This is a genomic window from Myxococcus sp. MxC21-1 (genome assembly GCF_032612255.1).
GTDB lineage: Bacteria > Myxococcota > Myxococcia > Myxococcales > Myxococcaceae > Myxococcus > Myxococcus virescens.
This window is the reverse complement of the sequence record NZ_CP123278.1, coordinates 6,752,036-6,770,772: the sequence shown is the minus strand read 5'-3', so window position 1 is coordinate 6,770,772 and position 18,737 is coordinate 6,752,036. Positions and strand designations below refer to the sequence as shown.

Here is an 18,737-nt window from a genome sequence, read left to right as displayed (position 1 = left end):
GGGATGCCTACTCCTAGCCCGTCGTGGACTCTCCTTGTCGCCTGCGCGACCCCCTGAGGACCTCTTGAGCTCGAAGAAGCCCGGCCGAAACGACCCGTGTCCCTGTGGCAGTGGCAAGAAGTACAAGGCCTGCCATGCCGCCGAGGACCGGGCCCGCGCCGCGCCGCCCGCCGCCCCCGCCTCGTCCGCCAGGGCCGACCTCGAGGCGGCGATGGAAGTGCTGGGCGACCCCGATGTGTCCAAGCTGTCCGGTGCCCTGGAGCGGCTGGCGGAGTTGCTGACGGACTGGGGCCCGGCGCCGGGTCTGCGCTTCGACGTGAAGGCCTTCTCCGAGCACGTGGGGAATGAATTGGCCCGGCTGTCGGAGAACACGGAGCAGGACGCCGCCAGCGCCCGTCGTGAGCTGTTGGTGGGAACGGTGCGCGCGCTCGGCACGCCTGCGTTCCTGGAGGCGCTCGGCGCCGCGCTGATGTCCAAGATGACCACGCCTGGACTGTCCGCCGAGGACCGGCGGGCCATCGGCGTGGGAACACTGCTGGCCTCCGCGTCCAAGCGGATGGGCAAGGCCCGGCCGGAGGACATCCCCGTCCTGGACGTCGTCTTCGACGTGCAGTTCCGCGAGTGGAGCGCCAGGCACAAGGAGCTGTCCCAGAAGTACGAGGCGCTGGTGAAGGGGCTGGAGGAGGAGTCCCTCTCCGACGAGGCGAAGGCCGCGCTCCAACAGGCTCGTGGCGGCGACGTGGGCGCGCTGCTCAAGTACGTGCAAGAGGACCCGGAGCTGGCCGAGCGCATCGCTCGCGAGGCCAAGGAGCGCGCCGCCCGCGTGGAGGCGTGGCTGCGGGCCTCGACGACGCCGGCCGTCTTCTCGCCCGAAGAGGAGCTGTGGCTCACGTGCGCGCTCTGGGACCCGATGCAGGCGCTGAAGGCCCTGCCCACGGGCACGGAGCCCTCGGTGCGCCGGGACGCGGTGACGGCGCTGATGCGGGCGGTGAAGGGCGCGCTCGACGAGGACTTCCTCGTGGGGCTGCTCGAACGGCTTCGGGAGAAGGCGAAGGATGCGGCCGCGGATGACGCCACCCGCGCGGCGTACATGGATGCCGCCATTGCCTTCGAGGCGGAGCCCGCGCGGATGACGCTCGCCGCGCTGCTCACGGCACGGAAGGAAGCAGAGGGGCGCTCGCCCGAGGAGATGGTGGCGCTGGCCGACCTCAAGGCGCTCACCGCGTGGACGCCGGAGGCCTTCGAGCCCTACCGCGAGCTGCTGCTGAGCATGGGCCTGCCTGCCGCCGCCGCGCGCATTGAGCGCTGCCGGCATGGCTCAAGGAGCATCCGGTGACGCTGCGCACCGAGCAGGCCTGAGCCGGGACTGCGTCAGGACGCCTCGGGCCGACGACGGCTCGGGGCGTCCACGGGGCGCACGTTGCTCACGTCGAGCATGTTGAATGAGCCCCAGCGCATGGCCGCCGAACGAGTGGGCGACGATGAAGAGCGGCCAATGCCTCGGTAGCCGAAGGTCAAGGTCCCGAAGCCGCTCCGGGCCTGTCGGGCCCGGGACGAGGATGCGCCCGCGAGGGGCGCTGTGGCGGCAAAGCGGCTCGCGCCGAGCGAGCATCCGTCGGACGCGCGGAGCGAGGTGGGCTCCCCGTGATGGGGCTCTGGATGCGCTGGAATGCCCCGGCCTCCTGAGACCGTCATCGGCCGCGGAAGGTCGCGGGCCGGCGTTCGAAGTGGGCGGAGAGCGCCTCCTGCACATCCTCGGTCGTCGCGAGCTGCTGGATGGCCGGCAGGAGCTTCGCAGCCGCGGCGCGCTCCCCTTCGAGGACGGCCGTCCGCGCGCTCTCGATGGTCGCCTTGATCGCGAGGGGCGGCTTCGACGCGATGCGGGCCGCGAGGCCCATTGCCGTCTCCATCAGCGCCTCGCGCGAGACGACTCGCTGCACGAGCCCCAACCGGTGCGCTTCACGCGCGTCGAGCGCATCGCCCGTCAGCAGGTACTGCATCGCGTTGCCCCAACCCATGGTCCGCACCCACCGGGCCGTGCCCCCGCCGAAGGGGAAGATGCCGCGGTCGATTTCAATCTGCTCGAAGGTGGCGTCCTCGGAAGCCACCGTGATGTCGGCCGCGAGCATCAGCTCGATGCCGAGCGTGAGGCACTTGCCATGCACCGCGATGATGAGCGGCTTCGTCCTCGCGGGGCCATGCGTGGCCCACGGGTCGATGCCCGCCGCGCTGAACAGCGTCTGGGCATCACCCAGCCTGGGAAACACATCCATGAGGTCCAGCCCCGCCGTGAACACGGTGCCGTGAGCGAAGAGCACGCACACTCGGACGTTCTCGTCGGCCTCGGCCCGTCCCAGCGCGCCCGAGAGTTGCTCGATGAGCGCGATGTTCATCGCGTTCCGCTTCTCAGGGCGGTTCAGTCCAATCTTCCGCACGAACCCTTCGGTCTCTTCCGTGATGAAGTTGCTCATGAGTCCCTCGTTGGGTGGTGAAGTCACTTCGTCTGTTCGAGCCAATCCGCCGCCTCCACCCAGACGGCCTCGGGCGTGCTGGAGCGGAACCAACCGAAGTGGCCGATGCGCTTCATGCCGAGCTCCGCGGGCGTGCGGTGCAGGTGCTCGCGCGTCGCGTTCGGGTAGTAGTCGAGCAACGCACGCGCGGCGGCCTCCGGCGCGATGGCATCGTCGGAGAAGCTGTAGAGCCGTATTCGTGCCCGGACCCGGTCGTTGTACGGCCTCAGTGGCGCGCCGTTGTCATCGGAGACGTAGTGTGGGTTGCGGCACCAGCGCGCCCACTGCTTCGCGATGCCCCCCGGCAGGTCTTCCGAGCCCACGGCGCGGCCCGGGAAGTAGCCCAGCAGCGCGACGGAGGCGGGCAGCGCGACGTACCAGATGGCAGCCAAAGCCAGCCGTTGGCGGAGCGGCCAGTGCCGCCACCAGCCGTGCTGTGAGCCAATCAGCAGCACGGACTGGATGCGGGAGGCGTTCTCCGCCAGCCCCAGCATCTGACCGCCCGCCGAGTGGCCCACGACGGCCAGCCGGTGCGAGGGGAACCGCGCCGTCACCCAGTCCAGCACAGCGGGCGTGTCCAGCTCGCCCCAGTCCTGGAAGCGGGCCTGGTTGCGCAGGGACGCATCGACGACCGAGTCCCCCATGGTCCGGTAGTCATACGTGACGACCGTGAAACCCCGGCCCGAGAGGAACCGGGCGAAGGCGTCGTAGTACCTGCGCGGCACCGCCGTCGCGGGATTGATCTGGACGACCACGCCATTGTCCTGGAGCCCCTGGTACACCGTCGCGGCCAGTGGGAGCCCATCCCGGGCGGGAATCCGGACGACCTCCGGTGAGGCCGTCGCGACGGGAGAGGGCAGGGCGTCATCCGGCATCATGGCACCTTCCTGGAGGGGGCTGTCTCTGGACGCAGGCATCGCCAGGCGGCATCTGCGAGGACCTTCTCGATGCCGGCCTTGAGCTCCACGTGACCGTTGGCCCAGGCGCGCAGCAATTCCTGGGCGGGGCCGAGCATCAGCGGCATGTAGACGGCCGGAGGCAGTGGCAGCAGCTCGCCCGCCTGGGCATGGGCCTTCATCCGGCTGAAGCCTTCCCGGATGAAGTCGCCCGTCGCGGATTGGATTTCCTGTTCGGCCGCGGCCACGGCTTCCTCACGGCGCATGCGCAGGAGATAGCGGGCGGCCTCCGGGTGCTCCCGGGACCAGGCGATGTGGTGGGTGACGATGGTGCGCACGAAGGCTTCCGCGTCGTGCTTCCGCTCCAGCCGCCCCCGCAACGACTCCTGATGGAGGCGCAGGCAGTCGATGTAGAGCGCCACCGCGATGCCTTCCTTCGCACCGAAGTGGTGGTAGACGCTGCCCACGCTGGCGCCGCTGACCTTGCGGATGTCCTCGATGGTCGTCGCCGCCCAGCCCAGCCGGGAGAAGCAATCCAGCGCGGCATCCAGGATGGCGCGACGGCTCTGCTCGCCAGTCGCGCTGCGACGTTTACGCTCCATGACTAGAATCTGATTCTAGAGCCAGATTCTAGTCAAGCGGCCGGCCGGGCCGGCCCATGTTGTCTGGAGGTCAGAACGCTGACCCTGGGCATTCCTGTGTCTACAGGGTCGCGGCGCGGACGAGCCGCAGGACGACCGTGAAGTGGAGCCCCGCACCGACGAGCGTCAGGGCGTGGAACAGCTCGTGGTAGCCGAAGACGCCGGGCCGGAGGTTCGGCCGCTTCAGGGCATAGGCGAGGGCGCCCGCCGTGTAGGCGACGCCCCCCGCGAGGATGAGCGCCAGGTTGCTGCCGGTGAGGGCTTGCCGTGCTTCATCGAAGTACGGCACCAGCGTCCAGCCGACCGCGACGGCCAACGCCGCCGTCACCACCTTGGGCGCCTGTATCCAGAACAGCGACTGCAAGACTCCAGCGAGCGCGCCTGCCCAGATGAGGAGCAGCAGGCGGTTGCCCGCAGCCCCGGAGATGCCCAGCAGCGCGACGGGCGTATAGGTGCCCGCGATGAGGATGAAGATGGAGGCGTGGTCCATGCGCCGCATCCACGTTCTCCCTCGCGTGGACCAGTTCACCCGGTGGTAGGTCGCGCTGACCGAGAACAACACCACCAGGCTGACGGCGAACACGGCGGCGGCCGCCGCGGCCCGGTCGGTCGGGGCCATCAAGACGAGCACCAGGCCCGCTCCCAGCGCACCCGTGGCGGCGAACTGATGCAGGACACCCCGCAGTTTCGGCTTCTCCACGGCCTGGGCGCTCAGGACCGGCTCCGCGATTCGAGGAAGGCGAGGACGTTGAGCTCGGCTGTGTCGGGCAAGACGGCTCGGCGAGAGACGGGATACATGAGGGGCTCCAACTCCACCGGAGAGTTACCAGTTGGTAGGTTCCGGTTGGGTAAGTTACCGCTGGGTAGGTTAGAGGTCAACGTGGCGACGAAGAAGCGACTGTCGGGTGCCGACCGCCGGGTCCAGTTGATGGCGGTGGGGCGAGGCGTGTTTGCCTCGAAGGGTTACGAGGCGACCTCCATCGAGGAGGTGGCCCAGCAGGCGGGCGTGTCGAAGCCCATCGTCTACGAACACTTCGGCGCGAAGGAGGGGCTCTACGCGGCCATCGTGGACCGGGAGATGGATGACCTGGTGACGCGCGTGTCGGAGAGCATCGCCTCGGGCACGCCCCGCGAACGGTTCGAGCGGGCGGTGCTGGCCTTCATGACGTACGCGAAGGAGGAGCCCGCGGGCTTCGCTGTGATGACGCGCGATTCACCGCTGGCGGCTGGACGGCGAGGTCTGACGCGCGTCATCGACGACCTCGCGCTGCGGGTTGCGGACATCTTCAAGAGCGAGTTCGAGCACGCTGGTTACAACCCCAAGGTCGCGCCCATCTACGCGAACGCGCTGGTGGGCATGGTGACGCAGGTGGGGCAGTGGTGGGCGGAGGATGGGCGCTCCTTCTCGATTGACCACGTCGCGCGCCACGTCGCGGCCCTCGGGTGGATGGGATTGCGGCACCTGCCGAAGGAACCGGCTGCTTCGAACGGGCGGCGTGGCGCGAAGCGACGCGGCGGTTGAGTCCCGCGGCGCGCCTCCGCGGCCCGGTTCGAGCATGGGAAACTGGTGGAGCGCCCCGACTTGGTGGATGGTCTCCCCAGCCCCGTGGACTCCTTCCTTCGTTCACCCCTCCGCTGGCTCTGGCTGCGCTGGTTCTCCATCTCACCGGCGACGTTGCTGGCGCTCTCCTTCGCGGTCCTCATCGCGGTGGGGACGGCGGGGTTGCTCTGGCTCCCGGCGTTGTACACGGGCCCGCGCCTGGGCTTTCTCGACGCGCTCTTCACCATGACGAGCGCGGTGTGCGTGACGGGGCTCTCCGTGGTGAACACCGCGACGGCCTTCACCCGCTGGGGGCAACTGTGGCTGCTCGTCTTCATCCAGTTGGGGGGCCTGGGGCTGGTCACCCTCACCACGCTCGTCATCGGCGCGTTGGGCCGGCGGCTGTCCCTCCGCAGCGAGGTCATCGTCGGTGCGCCCATGGACTACACGCACCGGCAGAACGTGCTGTCTCTGACGCTGCGGGTCGCGCGCTTCACCATGTGGGTGGAGGCGCTGGGGGCGTTGTTGCTGTGGCTGCTGTGGCTGCCGCGCTTCGGCTGGAAGGAGGCGGCCTGGCACGCCGTCTTCCACTCGGTCAGCGCCTTCTGCAACGCCGGGTTCTCGACGTTCAGTGATTCGCTGGCGGGCTTCAACCGGGAGCCCCTCACGCTCCTCGTCATCTCCTTCCTCATCATCATGGGGAGTCTGGGCTACCTGTCGAGCGAGGAGGCGCTGCGCTGGTGGCGCAGCCGCGACCAGCGCTCCCGGCGGATGAGTGTGCACACCTTCGCGGCGCTGCTCGTCACCGGGGTGTTGCTGGTGGGCGGCACCGTGCTCTTCGCGCTCTTCGAGTGGCGGGGAACGCTGGCGCCCCTGGGCTACGTGGACCGGGTGGCCAACGCCTGGTTCATGTCCGCCACGGCGCGCACGGCGGGCTTCAACAGCGTGAGCTACTCCGAGGTGAGCAACGCGAGCGGTTTCTTCACCATCCTGCTGATGGTGGTGGGAGGCAGTCCTGGCTCCACGGCCGGGGGCTTGAAGACGACGACGCTGGCGGTGCTGGGCGCGCTCGCCTTCACGCGCATCCGGGGACGCCGGCACGCCGAGTTGCATGGCCGCGCCATCCCGGAGGGCACCATCGAACGCACGGTGTCGCTGGCCCTCATCGCCTTCGGGGTGATGACGGCGGCCGTCTTCGTGCTCTCCTTCACGGAGGGGCGCGGAGCGGAGTCGGTGCAGGCCGCGCGCGCCAGCTTCCTGCCCGTCTTCTTCGAGGTGGTCAGCGCCTTCTGCACGGTGGGGCTGACCATGGATATGTCGCCCAGCCTGAGCGTGGCGGGCAAGTTGCTGATCATCGGGCTGATGTTCGTGGGACGGCTGGGGCCGCTGTCCTTCTTCGCCGCCCTCAGCCTGCGCGCCCGGACGCACCTGCGGCACGTGCGCCCCGCGCAGGAGGACCTCATCGTTGGTTAAGGAGCACGGATGAAGCGCATCATCGTGGTGGGCCTGGGCAACTTCGGCTCGGTCATCGCCGCGCGCCTGCATGAGCAGGGGCATGACGTCATCGCCATCGACCCGCGACCGGCGGTGGTGGACGCCCTGGGCGCGCGCGTGTCCAAGGCCATGGTGGGGGACGCCACGCAGCGCCAGGTGTTGGAGGAAGTGGGCGCGCGGGGGGCGGACGCCGCCATCATCTCCACGGGAGAGGACCTTTCGGCCAGCATTCTCGCGCTGCTCGCCCTGCGGGACACGGGCATCCAGGACATCTACGTGAAGGTCCGCTCGGATGACCATGCGCGCATCGCCAACGCGCTGGGGGCCACCGAGAGCATCTTCCCCGAGCGGGAGAGCGCCCTCGGACTGGCCAGCCGCATCACCAGTGGCCGGCTCCTTCAGTACGTGCAGCTGGGAACGGAGTTCGGTCTTCAGGAGATGCCAGTGCCGGAGGCATGGTATGGCAAGAGCCTGCGCGTGCTTGCCCTGCCGCAGCGCTACCGCGTGCACGTGGTGGCCGTGCATGACGTGCTCCAGGACCGCATGCTCCCGGTGCCGGACCCGGACCGGCTGCTCACCCCGTCCGACGCGTTGCTCGTCGCGGGCGAGCCCTCCGCGCTCGAGGCCGTGGCCGCGCTGCGCTGAGCTCGTGGCGCGGACGGCTCGGTACTTTCGCCCGGAACGCCCGCGCCTTTCTCAGTGACAGCTGGCTCCCCCGACGTTCACGCTCACCGCGCGGTAGACGAGCACCGCCGCCGCCACCAGGGGCACCGCCCGTTGGAGCAGCAGGGACATCCACTTCGGGCGGTGCTTCCACAGCGCCGCCTGAAGCTGCGCCCCCAGCAGGGCGGGCAGGCCGCCGAGCGCGAACGCGGCGAGGACCAGCGCTCCGCCTCCGAACGAACCGCTCGCAAGCGCCACCGCGAAGACGCCATAGAGGAGGCCACAGGGCAGCAGCGGTGTGACCGCACCCATTGCGCTCGCGCGGCCCGTCCACGAAAACTTTGCGCCCCAGCGCGTGACATGCCGCGCGAGGTTCGCCATGCCCGGCAGCGGGCGCAGGCGCTTGCCCAGCTCCAGCGCGGACGCGACCAGCGCCACCGCCATCAGCCAGGGAAGGTAGGGGCGGGTGGAGACCGCCAGCGCCTGGGTGACGCCTCCACCCAGCATGCCCAGGGCGCCGCCCACGAGGGCATACGCGCCCAGGCGCGCTCCCTGGTAGGCGACGACGGCCCGGCGGCGCTCGGGGCTGGCACGCTGGGGAGCCCAGCGCAGGCCAGCGGTCCGCACATGAGGAGGCAATGCACGCTCCCCGTGAGCCCCACCACGAAGGCGCCCAGTGCGCCGGCGATGACGGTGGGTTCGGAGGTGTGCAGCAGCGAGGCGAGTGCGGCCGGTTCGGGCGACATGAACGCGGTGCATCGCAACAGGCATGCCGTTCGCAAGGTGACATCGTGAATGCCTGCCTCCACGACATCGGAGCCTGCTCCGGCCGCCTGTCTCCACTGCGGCAGCCCCGTTCCTCCGGGGGCGCGGCGCGCGACTTCTGCTGTGTGGGGTGCGAGGCCGTGCACGGCCTGCTCGTGGAGCAGGGGCTCACGCGCTACTACCAGCTCGCGCAAGGAAAGACGGCGCCCGCGCCTGAGCCGCGCAAGGAACGCGCGTTCGCGTGGCTGGAGCCGCTCATGAGCCGCGCGGAGTCGATTCCTGGCCCCTTGTGCGCGCTCGAGCTGGACGTGCAGGGCATCCACTGCGCCGCATGCGTGTGGCTGATGAACGAGCTGTTCCGCCGGCAGCCGGGCGGGGCGGGTCTGACGGTGGACCCGGCCCTGGGCAAGGTGCGGATGCTGTGGCGGCGCGGCGCCTTCGACGTGGCGGAGTTCCTTCGCGGCGTGGAGGGCTTTGGCTACCTCTTCGGACCCAGCCGCAAGCGCCCGGAGCGCACGAGCCTGGACCTGCCCATCCGCCTGGGCATCTGCGCCGCGCTGTCGATGAACGTGATGCTGTTCTCGGTGAGCTTCTATGTGGGGCTCACGCCGGAGGATGGCGATGTCTTCCGTCTCTTCACACGGCTGAGTCTGTGGCTGTCGTCCGCGGTCGTGGTGGTGGGAGGCTGGCCCTTCTTCCGCTCCGCGCTTCAGGGCTTGCGGCGCGGCGTGCTGCACCTGGACCTGCCCATTGCCCTGGGCATCCTGCTGGTGTTCGGCATGTCGCTGGCGCAGGCGCGCGGAGGGCGCGGCGACCTGGCGTACTTCGACACGCTCAACACCTTCGTCACGCTGATGCTGGTGGGACGGTGGCTCCAGCAGCGTGTGTTGGAGCGCAACCGGCGCTTCCTGCTGGATGACGACGGGGCGGAGGGGCTCTTCGTGCGCAGGGATGAGGGCGCGCGGCTCGCCACCGTGCGCGCCGCCGAGGTGGCCGACGGCGACGTGCTGGTGATTGCGCCGGGGGACCTGGTGCCGGTGGACGCGGTGCTGCTCGATTCGGGGGCCCGCGTGTCCACGGATTGGATTACGGGCGAGCCCGGCGAGCGCGCGGTGGGGCAGGGCGGTGCGTTGCCCGCGGGTGCGTTCAACGCCGGGCGCGAGGCCGTGCGTGTCCAGGCGAAGCAGGCGTTCACCGACTCGCCGCTGGTGGCGTTGCTCCGCCGGGCGCCCACGGACGCGGGCGGGCCCGCGCTGCACACCCGCTTCTGGGACCGCGTGTCGCGCCGCTGGGTCGTGACGGTGCTCTTCGTCTCCGCGTTGGGCCTCGCGCTGTGGTGGCCCGCCGGGCCGGACAAGGCGCTGGAGGTGGCGGTCGCGCTGCTGGTGGTGACGTGCCCGTGCGCCATTGGTATCGCCACGCCGCTGGCCTACGAGTTGGTCCAGGCGCGCCTGCGCCGCGGCGGCTTCTTCATCCGGAGCACGGACCTGCTGGACCGGCTGCCGCGCGTGCGAAAGGTGCTCTTCGACAAGACGGGGACGCTGACGCTGGGGCGGCTGGAGTTGGTGGACCGCGCCGCCGTGGCGGGGTTGACGCCCGCGGCGCGCGACATCGCCTTCGACCTGGTGTCGCGCAGCAACCACCCCGCCAGTCGCTGCCTCGCGGCCGCGCTGGCTCGGGAAGGCGCGCGCTTCAACTCGGAGGCGCGTGTGTCGGAGCTCGCGGGCCAGGGGCTCGAGCTGAATCGAGAAGGCGTGCGCTGGCGGCTGGGCCGCGCGGACTGGGCCACCAAGGCGGTGGACACAGGGCTACCGGACCGCGAGCCCACGGATGGCGCGTCGCGTGCGTGGGGCGGCCCCGCGAGCCGCCACTCCAGGCCGAGTGGGCGAGTGGAGGTCCTCCTCTCCGGTTCGGGCCTCGCCGCGGGCCCGGTGCTTTCCCGTGACGGCGTGCCAGTGGCCTTCTTCCAGCTCCGGGAGTCGGTACGTCCCGACGCGCGCCGTGAGGTCCAGGCGCTCCAGGGAGAGGGCCGCGAGGTATGGCTCATCTCCGGGGACAGCCAGGGCCGCGTGAATGACATGGCCGCCGCGTTGGGCATCCCCACCCAGCACACCCTGAGTGGCCAGCGTCCCGAGGACAAGGCGGAGGCCGTCGCGAAGCTGGACGCGGCGGACACGCTGTACCTGGGTGACGGCGTCAACGACAGCCTCGCCTTCGAGCGAGCCCTCTGCGCGGGTACGCCCGCCATCGACCGGCCGGTGATGCCCGGCAAGAGCGACTTCTTCCTCCTGGGCGAAGGCCTGGGCGCCATCCGCGAGGCACTGCGGTTGTCGGCCCGGTTGCATCAGGTTGTGCGCCGGCTGCTGGTCCTGGCGGTGAGCTACAACGTGGTGGCCGTCGCCGTGTGCCTCGCGGGTTGGATGACGCCCCTGCGCGCCGCCGTGGCCATGCCCGCCACCAGTCTGGCCACCGTGCTCTGCACGGTGTGGTGGCTGTCCGCCTCACGCGAGCGCGCTGCCGCCTCGCCCACGCCGCCGCTTCGGGAGGTTCCGGCATGAACGTCCTCATCCTCCAGGTCTTCGTGAGCCTGATGCTCGTCGCCAGCTCGGTGCTGCTGTTCGTCTACAGCGTGCGCCACCGCGACCACGAGCATGCCGACCGGCTCTCGCTCTTTCCGCTCGAAGACGACAGCGCCGCTCCGGCGCCGCGCGCTCCCGAGCCCCCGCCCTCCGCTTCCCAGGAGTGAAGCCGTGCATCAGCAACGAATCATCTATGACGACACCACGGTCCGGCGCTTCATCATCGCGTCGGTGCTGTTCGGCATCGTGGGAATGGCGGTAGGGGCGTTGGCGGCCAGTCAGCTCGCCTGGTGGCAGGCGAACCTGGGCATCCCCTACACGACCTACTCCCGCCTGCGCCCGCTGCACACGAACGCGGTCATCTTCGCCTTCGTGGGCAACATGATGTTCGCGGGCATCTACTACTCCACGCAGCGTCTGTTGAAGACGCGCATGGCGTCGGACCTGCTCTCGAAAATCCACTTCTGGGGCTGGCAGCTCATCATCGTCGCGGCGGCGATTTCGCTGCCCCTGGGCTTCACCACCTCCAAGGAGTACGCGGAGCTGGAGTGGCCCATCGATGTGGCCATCGCCGTCATCTGGGTCGTCTTCGCCATCAACTTCTTCTGGACGCTGGCGAAGCGCCACGAGAAGAACCTCTACGTCGCCATCTGGTTCTACATCGCGACCATCGTCACGGTGGCGGTGCTGCACATCGTCAACAGCCTGGCGCTGCCGCTGTCGGGGATGAAGAGCTACTCCGTCTTCGCGGGCGTCCAGGACGCGCTGGTGCAGTGGTGGTACGGCCACAACGCCGTCGCCTTCTTCCTCACCACGCCCATCCTGGGCATCATGTATTACTTCCTGCCCAAGGCGGCGGAGCGGCCGGTGTACTCGTACCGGCTGTCCATCATCCACTTCTGGGCCCTGGTCTTCATCTACATCTGGGCTGGTCCGCACCACCTGCTCTACACGGCGCTGCCGGACTGGGCGCAGTCGCTGGGCATGATTTTCAGCGTCATGCTGTGGGCGCCGTCGTGGGGCGGCATGCTCAACGGCCTGCTCACGCTGAAGGGCGCCTGGTACAAGCTGCGCGAGGACCCCGTCCTCAAGTTCCTCATCGCGGGCGTCACCTTCTACGGCATGGCCACCTTCGAAGGGCCGCTGCTGTCCATCAAGTCGGTGAGTGCGCTGGGCCACTACACGGACTGGATTGTCGGCCACGTCCACAGCGGCGCGCTGGGCTGGAACGGCTTCATGGCGGCCGGCATGTTCTACTGGCTGGTACCCAGGCTGTACGGCACGAAGCTGCACTCGCCCAAGGCGGCGGACGCGCACTTCTGGCTCGGGACGGTGGGCATCCTCCTCTACATGGTGTCGATGTGGATCAGCGGCGTCACGCAGGGCCTCATGTGGCAAGCGGCGAACCCTGACGGCACGCTGCTCTACCCGAACTTCGTGGAGACGCTGCTGGCCATCCGGCCCATGTACATCGTCCGCTTCGTCGGCGGGTCCATGTACCTGGTGGGCTTCATCATGATGGCGTGGAACCTGTGGAAGACGGCCCGCGCCGGCAAGGCCGTGGACGGGGAGACCACCGTCGTCGTGGAGCCGCCCACGCCCGTCGCCGAGCCCGTCCCCGCCAAGGCCCCGACGCCTGGCTGGGTGCAGGTCGTCACGGGCCGGCCGTTGGTGTTCGCCATCGCCATCCTCACCGTGACGATGTTCCTCGGCTGGGCGAAGCCAGTGCGCGCGGTGGTGCTGATGGGAGCCATCATCGCGTTGGGCGAGTTCGCCTGGATTGTCACCCGCAGGGACCGTGAAGCAGGCCGTCCGTCGTGGTTTGGCCTCATCGAGGGCAAGCCGCTGGCCTTCACCGTGCTCACGCTCATCGCCATCCTGATTGGCGGTGTGGCGGAGTTGCTGCCCACCATCATGCTGAAGCAGGCGGTGCCGGCGCACGGCCAGGCGCAGGAGCCGTATTCGCCGCTGGAACTCCAGGGACGCGACCTCTACGTCCGCGAGGGTTGCTACACCTGTCACTCTCAGATGATTCGCCCCTTCGTGGCGGAGACGCAGCGCTACGGCGACGTGTCCCGCGCGGAGGAGTTCATCTACGACCACCCCTTCCAGTGGGGCAGCAAGCGCACCGGCCCGGACCTGCACCGGCTGGGCGGCAAGTACCCGAACCTCTGGCACTACACGCACATGATGGACCCTCGGGCGACGAGCCCCGGTTCCAACATGCCGCCGTACCCGTGGCTGGCCGAGCAGCGCATCGTCGTGAAGGACGCGCCGAAGAAGCTCGCGCTGATGCAGCGGCTGGGCGTGCCGTACAGCAACGCGGACGTGGACGGCGCCGAGGCGCGACAGAAGCGTCAGGCGGAGGGCATCACCGCGGACCTGGCGGCGCAGGGCGTCCAGGTGGCGTGGGATTCGGAGATGGTGGCCATCATCTCCTACCTCCAGCGCCTGGGCCGTGGGCCGCAGGACCTGCCCGCGCCGCCGGAGAAGGCGCCCGCGCCGCCGGACCGTCTGCCTGCCGCCACCATCGCCAGTGAGGAGGGCCGCTGATGTACAAGCAATTCTATCAAGGGATGTCGCTCACCGAGCTGCCCCTCTTCGCCTTGGTCCTGTTCATCGCGGTGTTCCTCGGCGTCGTCGCCTGGGTGTTCGTGGCGCGGCGCAGCGGGGACTTCGACGCGCTCGCGCGGATGCCGCTGAGCGAGCAGGGGGAGGGCCGCCATGAGCAGTGACAAGCCGCTGGTGCACTCCGTCTATGACGGCATCGAGGAACACGACAACCACCTGCCCAACTGGTGGCTGTTCATCCTGTGGACGTCCATCATCTTCAGCGCGGGGTATTGGTTCTGGTACCACATCGCCGAGGTAGGGCCCGGCCAGCTCGGTGAGTACGCCGCTGAATCCGCGGAGGTGGCGAAGCGCGCGTCCGGAAACGCGCCGGCGTCTGACGGCATGCTGCTCGCGCTGGCCAAGGACCCGGCCTCTCTGGAGAGCGGCAAGCAGGTGTTCCAGGCGAACTGCGCGGCCTGTCACGGCGTGCAGGGGCAGGGCTCCATCGGCCCCAACCTGACGGACGCGTACTGGATGCACGGTGGCGGGCCCATGGCCATCCACAAGGTCGTGGCGGACGGCGTGGTGGCCAAGGGCATGCCCGCGTGGGAGCGCACCCTGGGCGCCGAGCGCGTCAAGGCCGTCACCGCCTATCTGCTCACGCTCAAGGGCACCAACGCGCCGGCGGCAAGGAGCCGCAGGGCGAGCCCGAGCAGCCGTAGCTCACGGAGAGGAAGCAGCCATGTCGGCGGCACCGCAGCGGGATGGCCCGCGCATCGACCAGCTCACGTCCATCCACGCGGATGGTTCGCGGCTGGCGCTCCACCCGGCGGACGTTCGCGGCCGGTTCATCACTCGGCGGCGGGTGGGCTTCGCGGTCCTCATCGCCATCTACCTGGCCCTTCCACTGGTGGAGGTGGGGGGCCACCCGGCGGTGCACCTGGACGTGGCGGCGCGCCGCTTCTATCTCTTCGGGGGCACGTACAACGCGCAGGACTTCTGGCGCGTCCTGTTCCTGCTGACGTCGGTGGGCTTCGGCCTGCTGTTCTTCACCGCGTGGCTGGGACGCGTGTGGTGCGGCTGGGCGTGTCCCCAGACGGTGTTCCTGGAGGCGCTCTATCGTCCCATCGAGCGGTTCATCGATGGGCCCCGGGAGCGGCGGCTGAAGGCCGCGAAGGAGCCGTGGACGCCCGTGCGCGTGGCGCGGGCGGTGCTCAAGCATGCCGCGTACGTCGCGGTGTCGCTGCTCATCTCCCACGCGGCGTTGAGCCTCTTCGTCTCGGCGGGAGGGCTCGTCGCGATGGTGGCCGACGGCCCGGTGGCTTCGCCGGTGGCCTTCACCTGGGCCATGGCCGTGACGGGCGCACTGTACTTCAACTTCGCGTGGTTCCGTGAGCAGCTCTGCGTGGTGGTGTGCCCGTATGGCCGCCTCCAGTCTGCGATGCAGGACCGGGATTCGCTCATCGTCGGCTATGACACGCGGCGCGGAGAACCCCGGGGCCGTCTCATCAAGGCCGCTCCGGGTGTCCCGGCCCCGCCTCCGCGCGGCGACTGCGTGGACTGCTTCAAGTGCGTGGCCGTGTGCCCCACGGGCATCGACATCCGCAATGGCTTGCAGATGGACTGCCTCGCGTGCGCACAGTGCGTGGATGCGTGCGACGGCGTCATGGACAAGCTGGGCCGGCCGCGTGGGCTCATCCGCTATGACTCGCTCAACGGATTGGATGGGCAGCCACGGCGGGTGCTCCGGCCCCGCTTGTTCATCTACGGCGCGTTGATGCTGGTGGCGGTGGTGGGCCTCACGCTGAGCCTCGTGCGGCGCGTGCCCTTCGAGGCGAACCTGCTGCGCTTCCAGGGCATGCCCTACGTCGTCGAGCAGGGCACGGTGCGCAACCAGTTCGAGCTGCACCTGGTGAACAAGAACCCCTCCGAGACGGTGCTCACCATCCGCGTGGACAGCCCCGTGCCCGCGAAGGTGGTGGTGCCACAGGCGCAGGTGACGCTCGCCTCGCTGGAGAGCTTCCGAGTGCCGCTGTTCATCACCGTGGACCAAAGCGGAACGGAGCTTCCATTCCACTTCACCGTTGAGGTGACCGACGCGGCCTCCGGTGAAGTGAAGCGCATGGAGGCCCAGTTCCTGGGGCCTGCCGCAAAGGGCGGGTAGGGCGAGGTTCCCCCGGTCAGGGCGCTACGGCGCAGGGGTTGCGCCGTGGGGGGATAGGGCCGCAAGTCCTGCGCGACTTCCTCCTCAGCCCCGTCCTGGATGAACCTGGCACGAGGCTTGGAATGGCGAAGCGGTGAGATGGAGCCCCCCCGCCAGGAAGTCCCCACGCCACCCGAAGCCCTGCTGAGCCGGTACGACGTCTCCGGCCCTCGCTACACCAGCTACCCCACGGCGCCCGAGTGGCGGAAGGACTTCGGTCCGGAGCATCTGGTGGAGCGGCTCGAGCATGCAGGTTCCCGGGAGCACGCCGAGCCGCTGTCGCTCTACGTGCACTTGCCCTTCTGCCGCAGTCTCTGCTGGTACTGCGGCTGCAACGTCGTCATCAGCCGGGACCGGGCCGCGGCGGACCAATACATCGACCATCTGGAGATGGAGCTGGACCTGGTGGTGCAGCGGCTCGGCTGCCGGCGCTCCTTGTCCCAGATTCACTGGGGTGGAGGTACGCCCACCTTCCTGGATGAGCGGCAGCTCGAACGGCTGTGGACGGCGCTCACCCGTCGCTTCCGCATCGCGTCGGACGCGGAGGTGGCCATCGAAATCCACCCGGCCGTGACGACGCCCGGCCAGCTCACGCTGCTGCGGAGCCTGGGCTTCAACCGCGTGTCCATGGGCCTGCAGGACTTCGACGCGCGCGTGCAGGCGGTCACCAACCGCATCCAGTCCCCGGAGGAGACGCGGGCGCTGCTGGAGCACGCGCGGCTGCTGGGCTTCAAGGGCGTGAACTTCGACCTCATCTACGGCCTGCCACACCAGGACGCCGAGGGGTGGGCCCGCACGCTGGACACGGTGTTGTCGATGCGGCCGGACCGGCTGGCCGTCTACTCCTTCGCGTTCATGCCCGAAGTGCTGAAGCACCAGCGGCGCATGCCCGCGGAGGCCATTCCCAGCGGGCGCGCCAAGCTGGAGTTGTTCCGCACCGCCTACTCGGCCTTTGTGTCCGCGGGCTATCGGCCCATCGGCATGGACCACTTCGCGGTGCCCGAGGACGAACTGGCGCGCGCGCAGGCCGAGCGCCGGCTGGGCCGCAACTTCCAGGGCTACACCGTCAAGGCCGCGTCGGACGTGGTGGCCATTGGCAGCACCGGCATCAGCGACGTGGATGGCGCGTATGCGCAGAATGTCCGCGCGCTGCCGCGCTACTACGAGCGCGTCTCCCAGGGCTGCCTGGCCACGGAGCGGGGCTTGTCACTGACGGCGGACGACCAGCGCCGCCGCGCGGTCATCACCCGGCTCATGTGCAACTTCTGGGTGGACCTGGGGGCGGACGGCGCCGACTACTTCGCGCCGGAGCTGGAGCGGCTGCGCGCGTTCGATGCCGATGGCCTGGTGACGCGCACCGGCTCGCAGCTGGAGCTGACGCCCATGGGGCGGCTCTTCGTCCGCAATGTGGCCATGGTGTTCGACGCGTATCTCGCGGGGACGGAGCGCCCCCGCTTTTCCCGCACGGTGTGAAGGGGTCGGTCATGGATGCATTGGACGTGTTGAACCAGGAGCACCGCCACATCCAGCGCGTGCTGGTGGTCCTGGAGCGGGCGGTGGCGAAGGGGCGCGATGGGGAGTTCGTCTCGGCCTCCCTCTTCCTTCGCGCCGCGAACTTCTTCCTCACCTTCGTGGACGGCAGCCACCACGCGAAGGAGATGGTGCTCTTCCAGACGATGGTGGCGCACCGGCTGCCGCTGGCGCCCGGGCTGCTGGCCCAGGTGTCCGGCGAGCACGGCACCGGCAGCGAGCACGCGGTGGCCATGCTCTGCGCGGCGGAGGCGATGCTGCGGGGTGGGGAGACGGACCCCGCGCGCATGCTCGACGCGGCGGATGACTGGTTGCGCCTGTACCGGGGGCACACCGCGGTGGAGGAGGCGCAGGTGTTCCCCATGGCGCGGCGGCTGCTGCCCGCGGGAATCCTGGACCGGATGCGGACGCGCTTCGCTCGAATCGAGGCATCGCATGGCTCGCTGGCGGAGGCCGCGGAGGCCATGGAGCGCGCCTTCACGCCCCCCCCGGCGGGACGTCTCTTCCCGCGCGGACCGGTGTGCTCGTTCTAAAACGCGACGGGCGCCGCGGAAGCACTTCCCGCGACGCCCGGAGTCCTGCTGTCTGCCTGTCAGCCCGCGCGGCTCAGCGCTGCGAGAGAATGTCGTCCAGCCGCTTCTTGTCGCTGGAGAAGGAGAAGTGGCTGTAGAGCATGTGGCTGTTCTGCGGGTCCAGGATGTACGGCTTCAGCTCGCGCACCACGGCCAGCTTGTCCTGGGTGAACTGGAAGTTGCCCAGGAGCTGGCCCACCTGGGAGACCAGGAAGTAGTGGTGCTGGGCCGCCGAGACGAGCACGCGCATCTTGTCCTCGGCGAAGGTCTGAAGGGAGATGGAGGAGTGGATGCGGCGCAGCTCGCTGTCCGAGATGGGCCGCACCACCGGCTGCGGGGGCGGCATCGGCGGCGGCGGGAGGACGGTGGCCAGCAGCGGCGCCCTGTTCACGAGGTCCTGCACGGAGTTCAGCGTCTCCTTGGCGTTGCGGAACTTGTTGCGCTCCTGCCGGTTCATCCGCTGCTCGGCTTCCTTCAGCAGCTTCTCCAGCCGGTCCAGGCGCTCGTTCAGCTCTCGCCGGTCCACCACCACCTGGCTGCCGGTGTGCTGCGGCGGGTAGTGGGGCTGGTGCGGCTGGTGCGGATGGTGCGGATGGTGCGGCTGCGGCATCTGCTGCCCCGGCGGCGGGCTGGGCGGACGGCGCATTTCCGCTTGGGCGTGGGCATCCAGGGAGGGAAGGGCGAAGAGGAGAGCGAGGGAGGTGATCAGGGCCTTCATGGGGAGCGTCCTTTCATGTGCTCGAAGCATCTGACGCGCCGGGGCCGGTTCCATTCAACCGGACGCGGTAGGG

At 69.5% G+C, this 18,737-nt stretch carries 17 protein-coding genes and 2 pseudogenes; 13 read left to right on the top strand and 6 right to left on the bottom strand.

Going from position 1 to position 18,737, the window contains the following annotated elements; translation table 11 throughout:
* Positions 1-34 precede the first annotated feature (34 nt).
* A pseudogene (locus QEG98_RS30030) lies at positions 35-1,359 on the top strand (YecA family protein).
* A gap of 332 nt (positions 1,360-1,691) precedes the next feature.
* Here QEG98_RS30030 and QEG98_RS30025 read toward each other — a convergent pair.
* The 4 genes from QEG98_RS30025 to trhA form a co-directional block, all read right to left on the bottom strand.
* Entirely contained in the window at positions 1,692-2,471 is a 780-nt protein-coding gene (locus QEG98_RS30025; protein WP_141255272.1) for a crotonase/enoyl-CoA hydratase family protein, read from the bottom strand.
* Between the two features lie 23 nt (positions 2,472-2,494).
* Positions 2,495-3,388 (bottom strand): alpha/beta fold hydrolase, encoded by an 894-nt coding sequence (locus QEG98_RS30020; RefSeq protein WP_316563760.1) that lies wholly within the window; start codon positions 3,386-3,388, stop codon positions 2,495-2,497.
* Entirely contained in the window at positions 3,385-4,008 is a 624-nt protein-coding gene (locus QEG98_RS30015; protein WP_141591103.1) for a TetR/AcrR family transcriptional regulator, read from the bottom strand. The genes QEG98_RS30020 and QEG98_RS30015 overlap by 4 nt, the downstream gene beginning before the upstream one ends.
* A 100-nt stretch (positions 4,009-4,108) precedes the next feature.
* A complete protein-coding gene (gene trhA, locus QEG98_RS30010; RefSeq protein ID WP_316563759.1) occupies positions 4,109-4,747 on the bottom strand; it encodes a PAQR family membrane homeostasis protein TrhA in 639 nt (212 codons plus the stop codon).
* A 180-nt stretch (positions 4,748-4,927) separates the two neighbouring features.
* Here trhA and QEG98_RS30005 point away from each other — a divergent pair, with 180 nt between their 5' ends.
* The 3 genes from QEG98_RS30005 to QEG98_RS29995 all read left to right on the top strand — a co-directional run bounded on the left by QEG98_RS30005 (position 4,928) and on the right by QEG98_RS29995 (position 7,726).
* Positions 4,928-5,569 carry a TetR/AcrR family transcriptional regulator gene (locus QEG98_RS30005; protein ID WP_244171727.1) on the top strand — a complete coding sequence of 214 codons (642 nt, stop codon included), beginning with the start codon at positions 4,928-4,930 and terminating at the stop codon, positions 5,567-5,569.
* Between the two features lie 63 nt (positions 5,570-5,632).
* Complete coding sequence (locus tag QEG98_RS30000) at positions 5,633-7,060, top strand: TrkH family potassium uptake protein (RefSeq protein WP_316567989.1); 1,428 nt, start codon at positions 5,633-5,635, stop codon at positions 7,058-7,060.
* Between the two features lie 9 nt (positions 7,061-7,069).
* A complete protein-coding gene (locus tag QEG98_RS29995; RefSeq protein WP_090490139.1) occupies positions 7,070-7,726 on the top strand; it encodes a potassium channel family protein in 657 nt (218 codons plus the stop codon).
* Between the two features lie 51 nt (positions 7,727-7,777).
* Here QEG98_RS29995 and QEG98_RS29990 read toward each other — a convergent pair whose 3' ends face one another.
* Entirely contained in the window at positions 7,778-8,371 is a 594-nt protein-coding gene (locus tag QEG98_RS29990; protein ID WP_316563758.1) for a sulfite exporter TauE/SafE family protein, read from the bottom strand.
* Positions 8,372-8,395: 24 nt separating this feature from the next.
* Between QEG98_RS29990 and QEG98_RS29985 the strand changes: the two genes are divergently transcribed.
* The 9 genes and pseudogenes from QEG98_RS29985 (at position 8,396) to QEG98_RS29940 (ending at position 17,907) form a co-directional block, all read left to right on the top strand.
* Positions 8,396-8,539: a hypothetical protein gene (locus QEG98_RS29985; protein ID WP_316563757.1), complete on the top strand. Its 144-nt coding sequence runs from the start codon at positions 8,396-8,398 to the stop codon at positions 8,537-8,539.
* A complete protein-coding gene (locus tag QEG98_RS29980; RefSeq protein WP_316563756.1) occupies positions 8,536-11,067 on the top strand; it encodes a heavy metal translocating P-type ATPase in 2,532 nt (843 codons plus the stop codon). Before QEG98_RS29985 ends, QEG98_RS29980 begins: the two co-directional genes overlap by 4 nt.
* Complete coding sequence (locus QEG98_RS29975; RefSeq protein WP_013941990.1) at positions 11,064-11,255, top strand: hypothetical protein; 192 nt, start codon at positions 11,064-11,066, stop codon at positions 11,253-11,255. The genes QEG98_RS29980 and QEG98_RS29975 overlap by 4 nt, the downstream gene beginning before the upstream one ends.
* Before the next feature lie 4 nt (positions 11,256-11,259).
* Complete coding sequence (gene ccoN, locus QEG98_RS29970; protein ID WP_090490136.1) at positions 11,260-13,641, top strand: cytochrome-c oxidase, cbb3-type subunit I; 2,382 nt, start codon at positions 11,260-11,262, stop codon at positions 13,639-13,641.
* Positions 13,641-13,823, top strand: a complete 183-nt coding sequence (locus tag QEG98_RS29965; protein ID WP_011555494.1) for a cbb3-type cytochrome oxidase subunit 3 — start codon at positions 13,641-13,643, stop codon at positions 13,821-13,823. The genes ccoN and QEG98_RS29965 overlap by 1 nt, the downstream gene beginning before the upstream one ends.
* A pseudogene (locus QEG98_RS42310) lies at positions 13,813-14,250 on the top strand (cbb3-type cytochrome c oxidase N-terminal domain-containing protein); the annotation flags it as partial. The gene QEG98_RS29965 and the pseudogene QEG98_RS42310, both read left to right, overlap by 11 nt.
* Positions 14,251-14,383: 133 nt before the next feature.
* Positions 14,384-15,805 carry a cytochrome c oxidase accessory protein CcoG gene (gene ccoG / locus QEG98_RS29950; RefSeq protein WP_316563754.1) on the top strand — a complete coding sequence of 474 codons (1,422 nt, stop codon included), beginning with the start codon at positions 14,384-14,386 and terminating at the stop codon, positions 15,803-15,805.
* A gap of 138 nt (positions 15,806-15,943) precedes the next feature.
* The gene (gene hemN / locus QEG98_RS29945; protein ID WP_316563753.1) at positions 15,944-17,317 is read left to right on the top strand and encodes an oxygen-independent coproporphyrinogen III oxidase; all 1,374 of its coding nucleotides are present in this window, start codon (positions 15,944-15,946) and stop codon (positions 17,315-17,317) included.
* An 11-nt stretch (positions 17,318-17,328) separates the two neighbouring features.
* On the top strand, positions 17,329-17,907 hold the full coding sequence (locus QEG98_RS29940; RefSeq protein WP_316563752.1) for a hemerythrin domain-containing protein: 579 nt from the start codon (positions 17,329-17,331) through the stop codon (positions 17,905-17,907).
* 73 nt (positions 17,908-17,980) lie between these two features.
* Here QEG98_RS29940 and QEG98_RS29935 read toward each other — a convergent pair whose 3' ends face one another.
* On the bottom strand, positions 17,981-18,664 hold the full coding sequence (locus tag QEG98_RS29935; protein ID WP_316563751.1) for a DUF4476 domain-containing protein: 684 nt from the start codon (positions 18,662-18,664) through the stop codon (positions 17,981-17,983).
* Positions 18,665-18,737 lie beyond the last annotated feature (73 nt).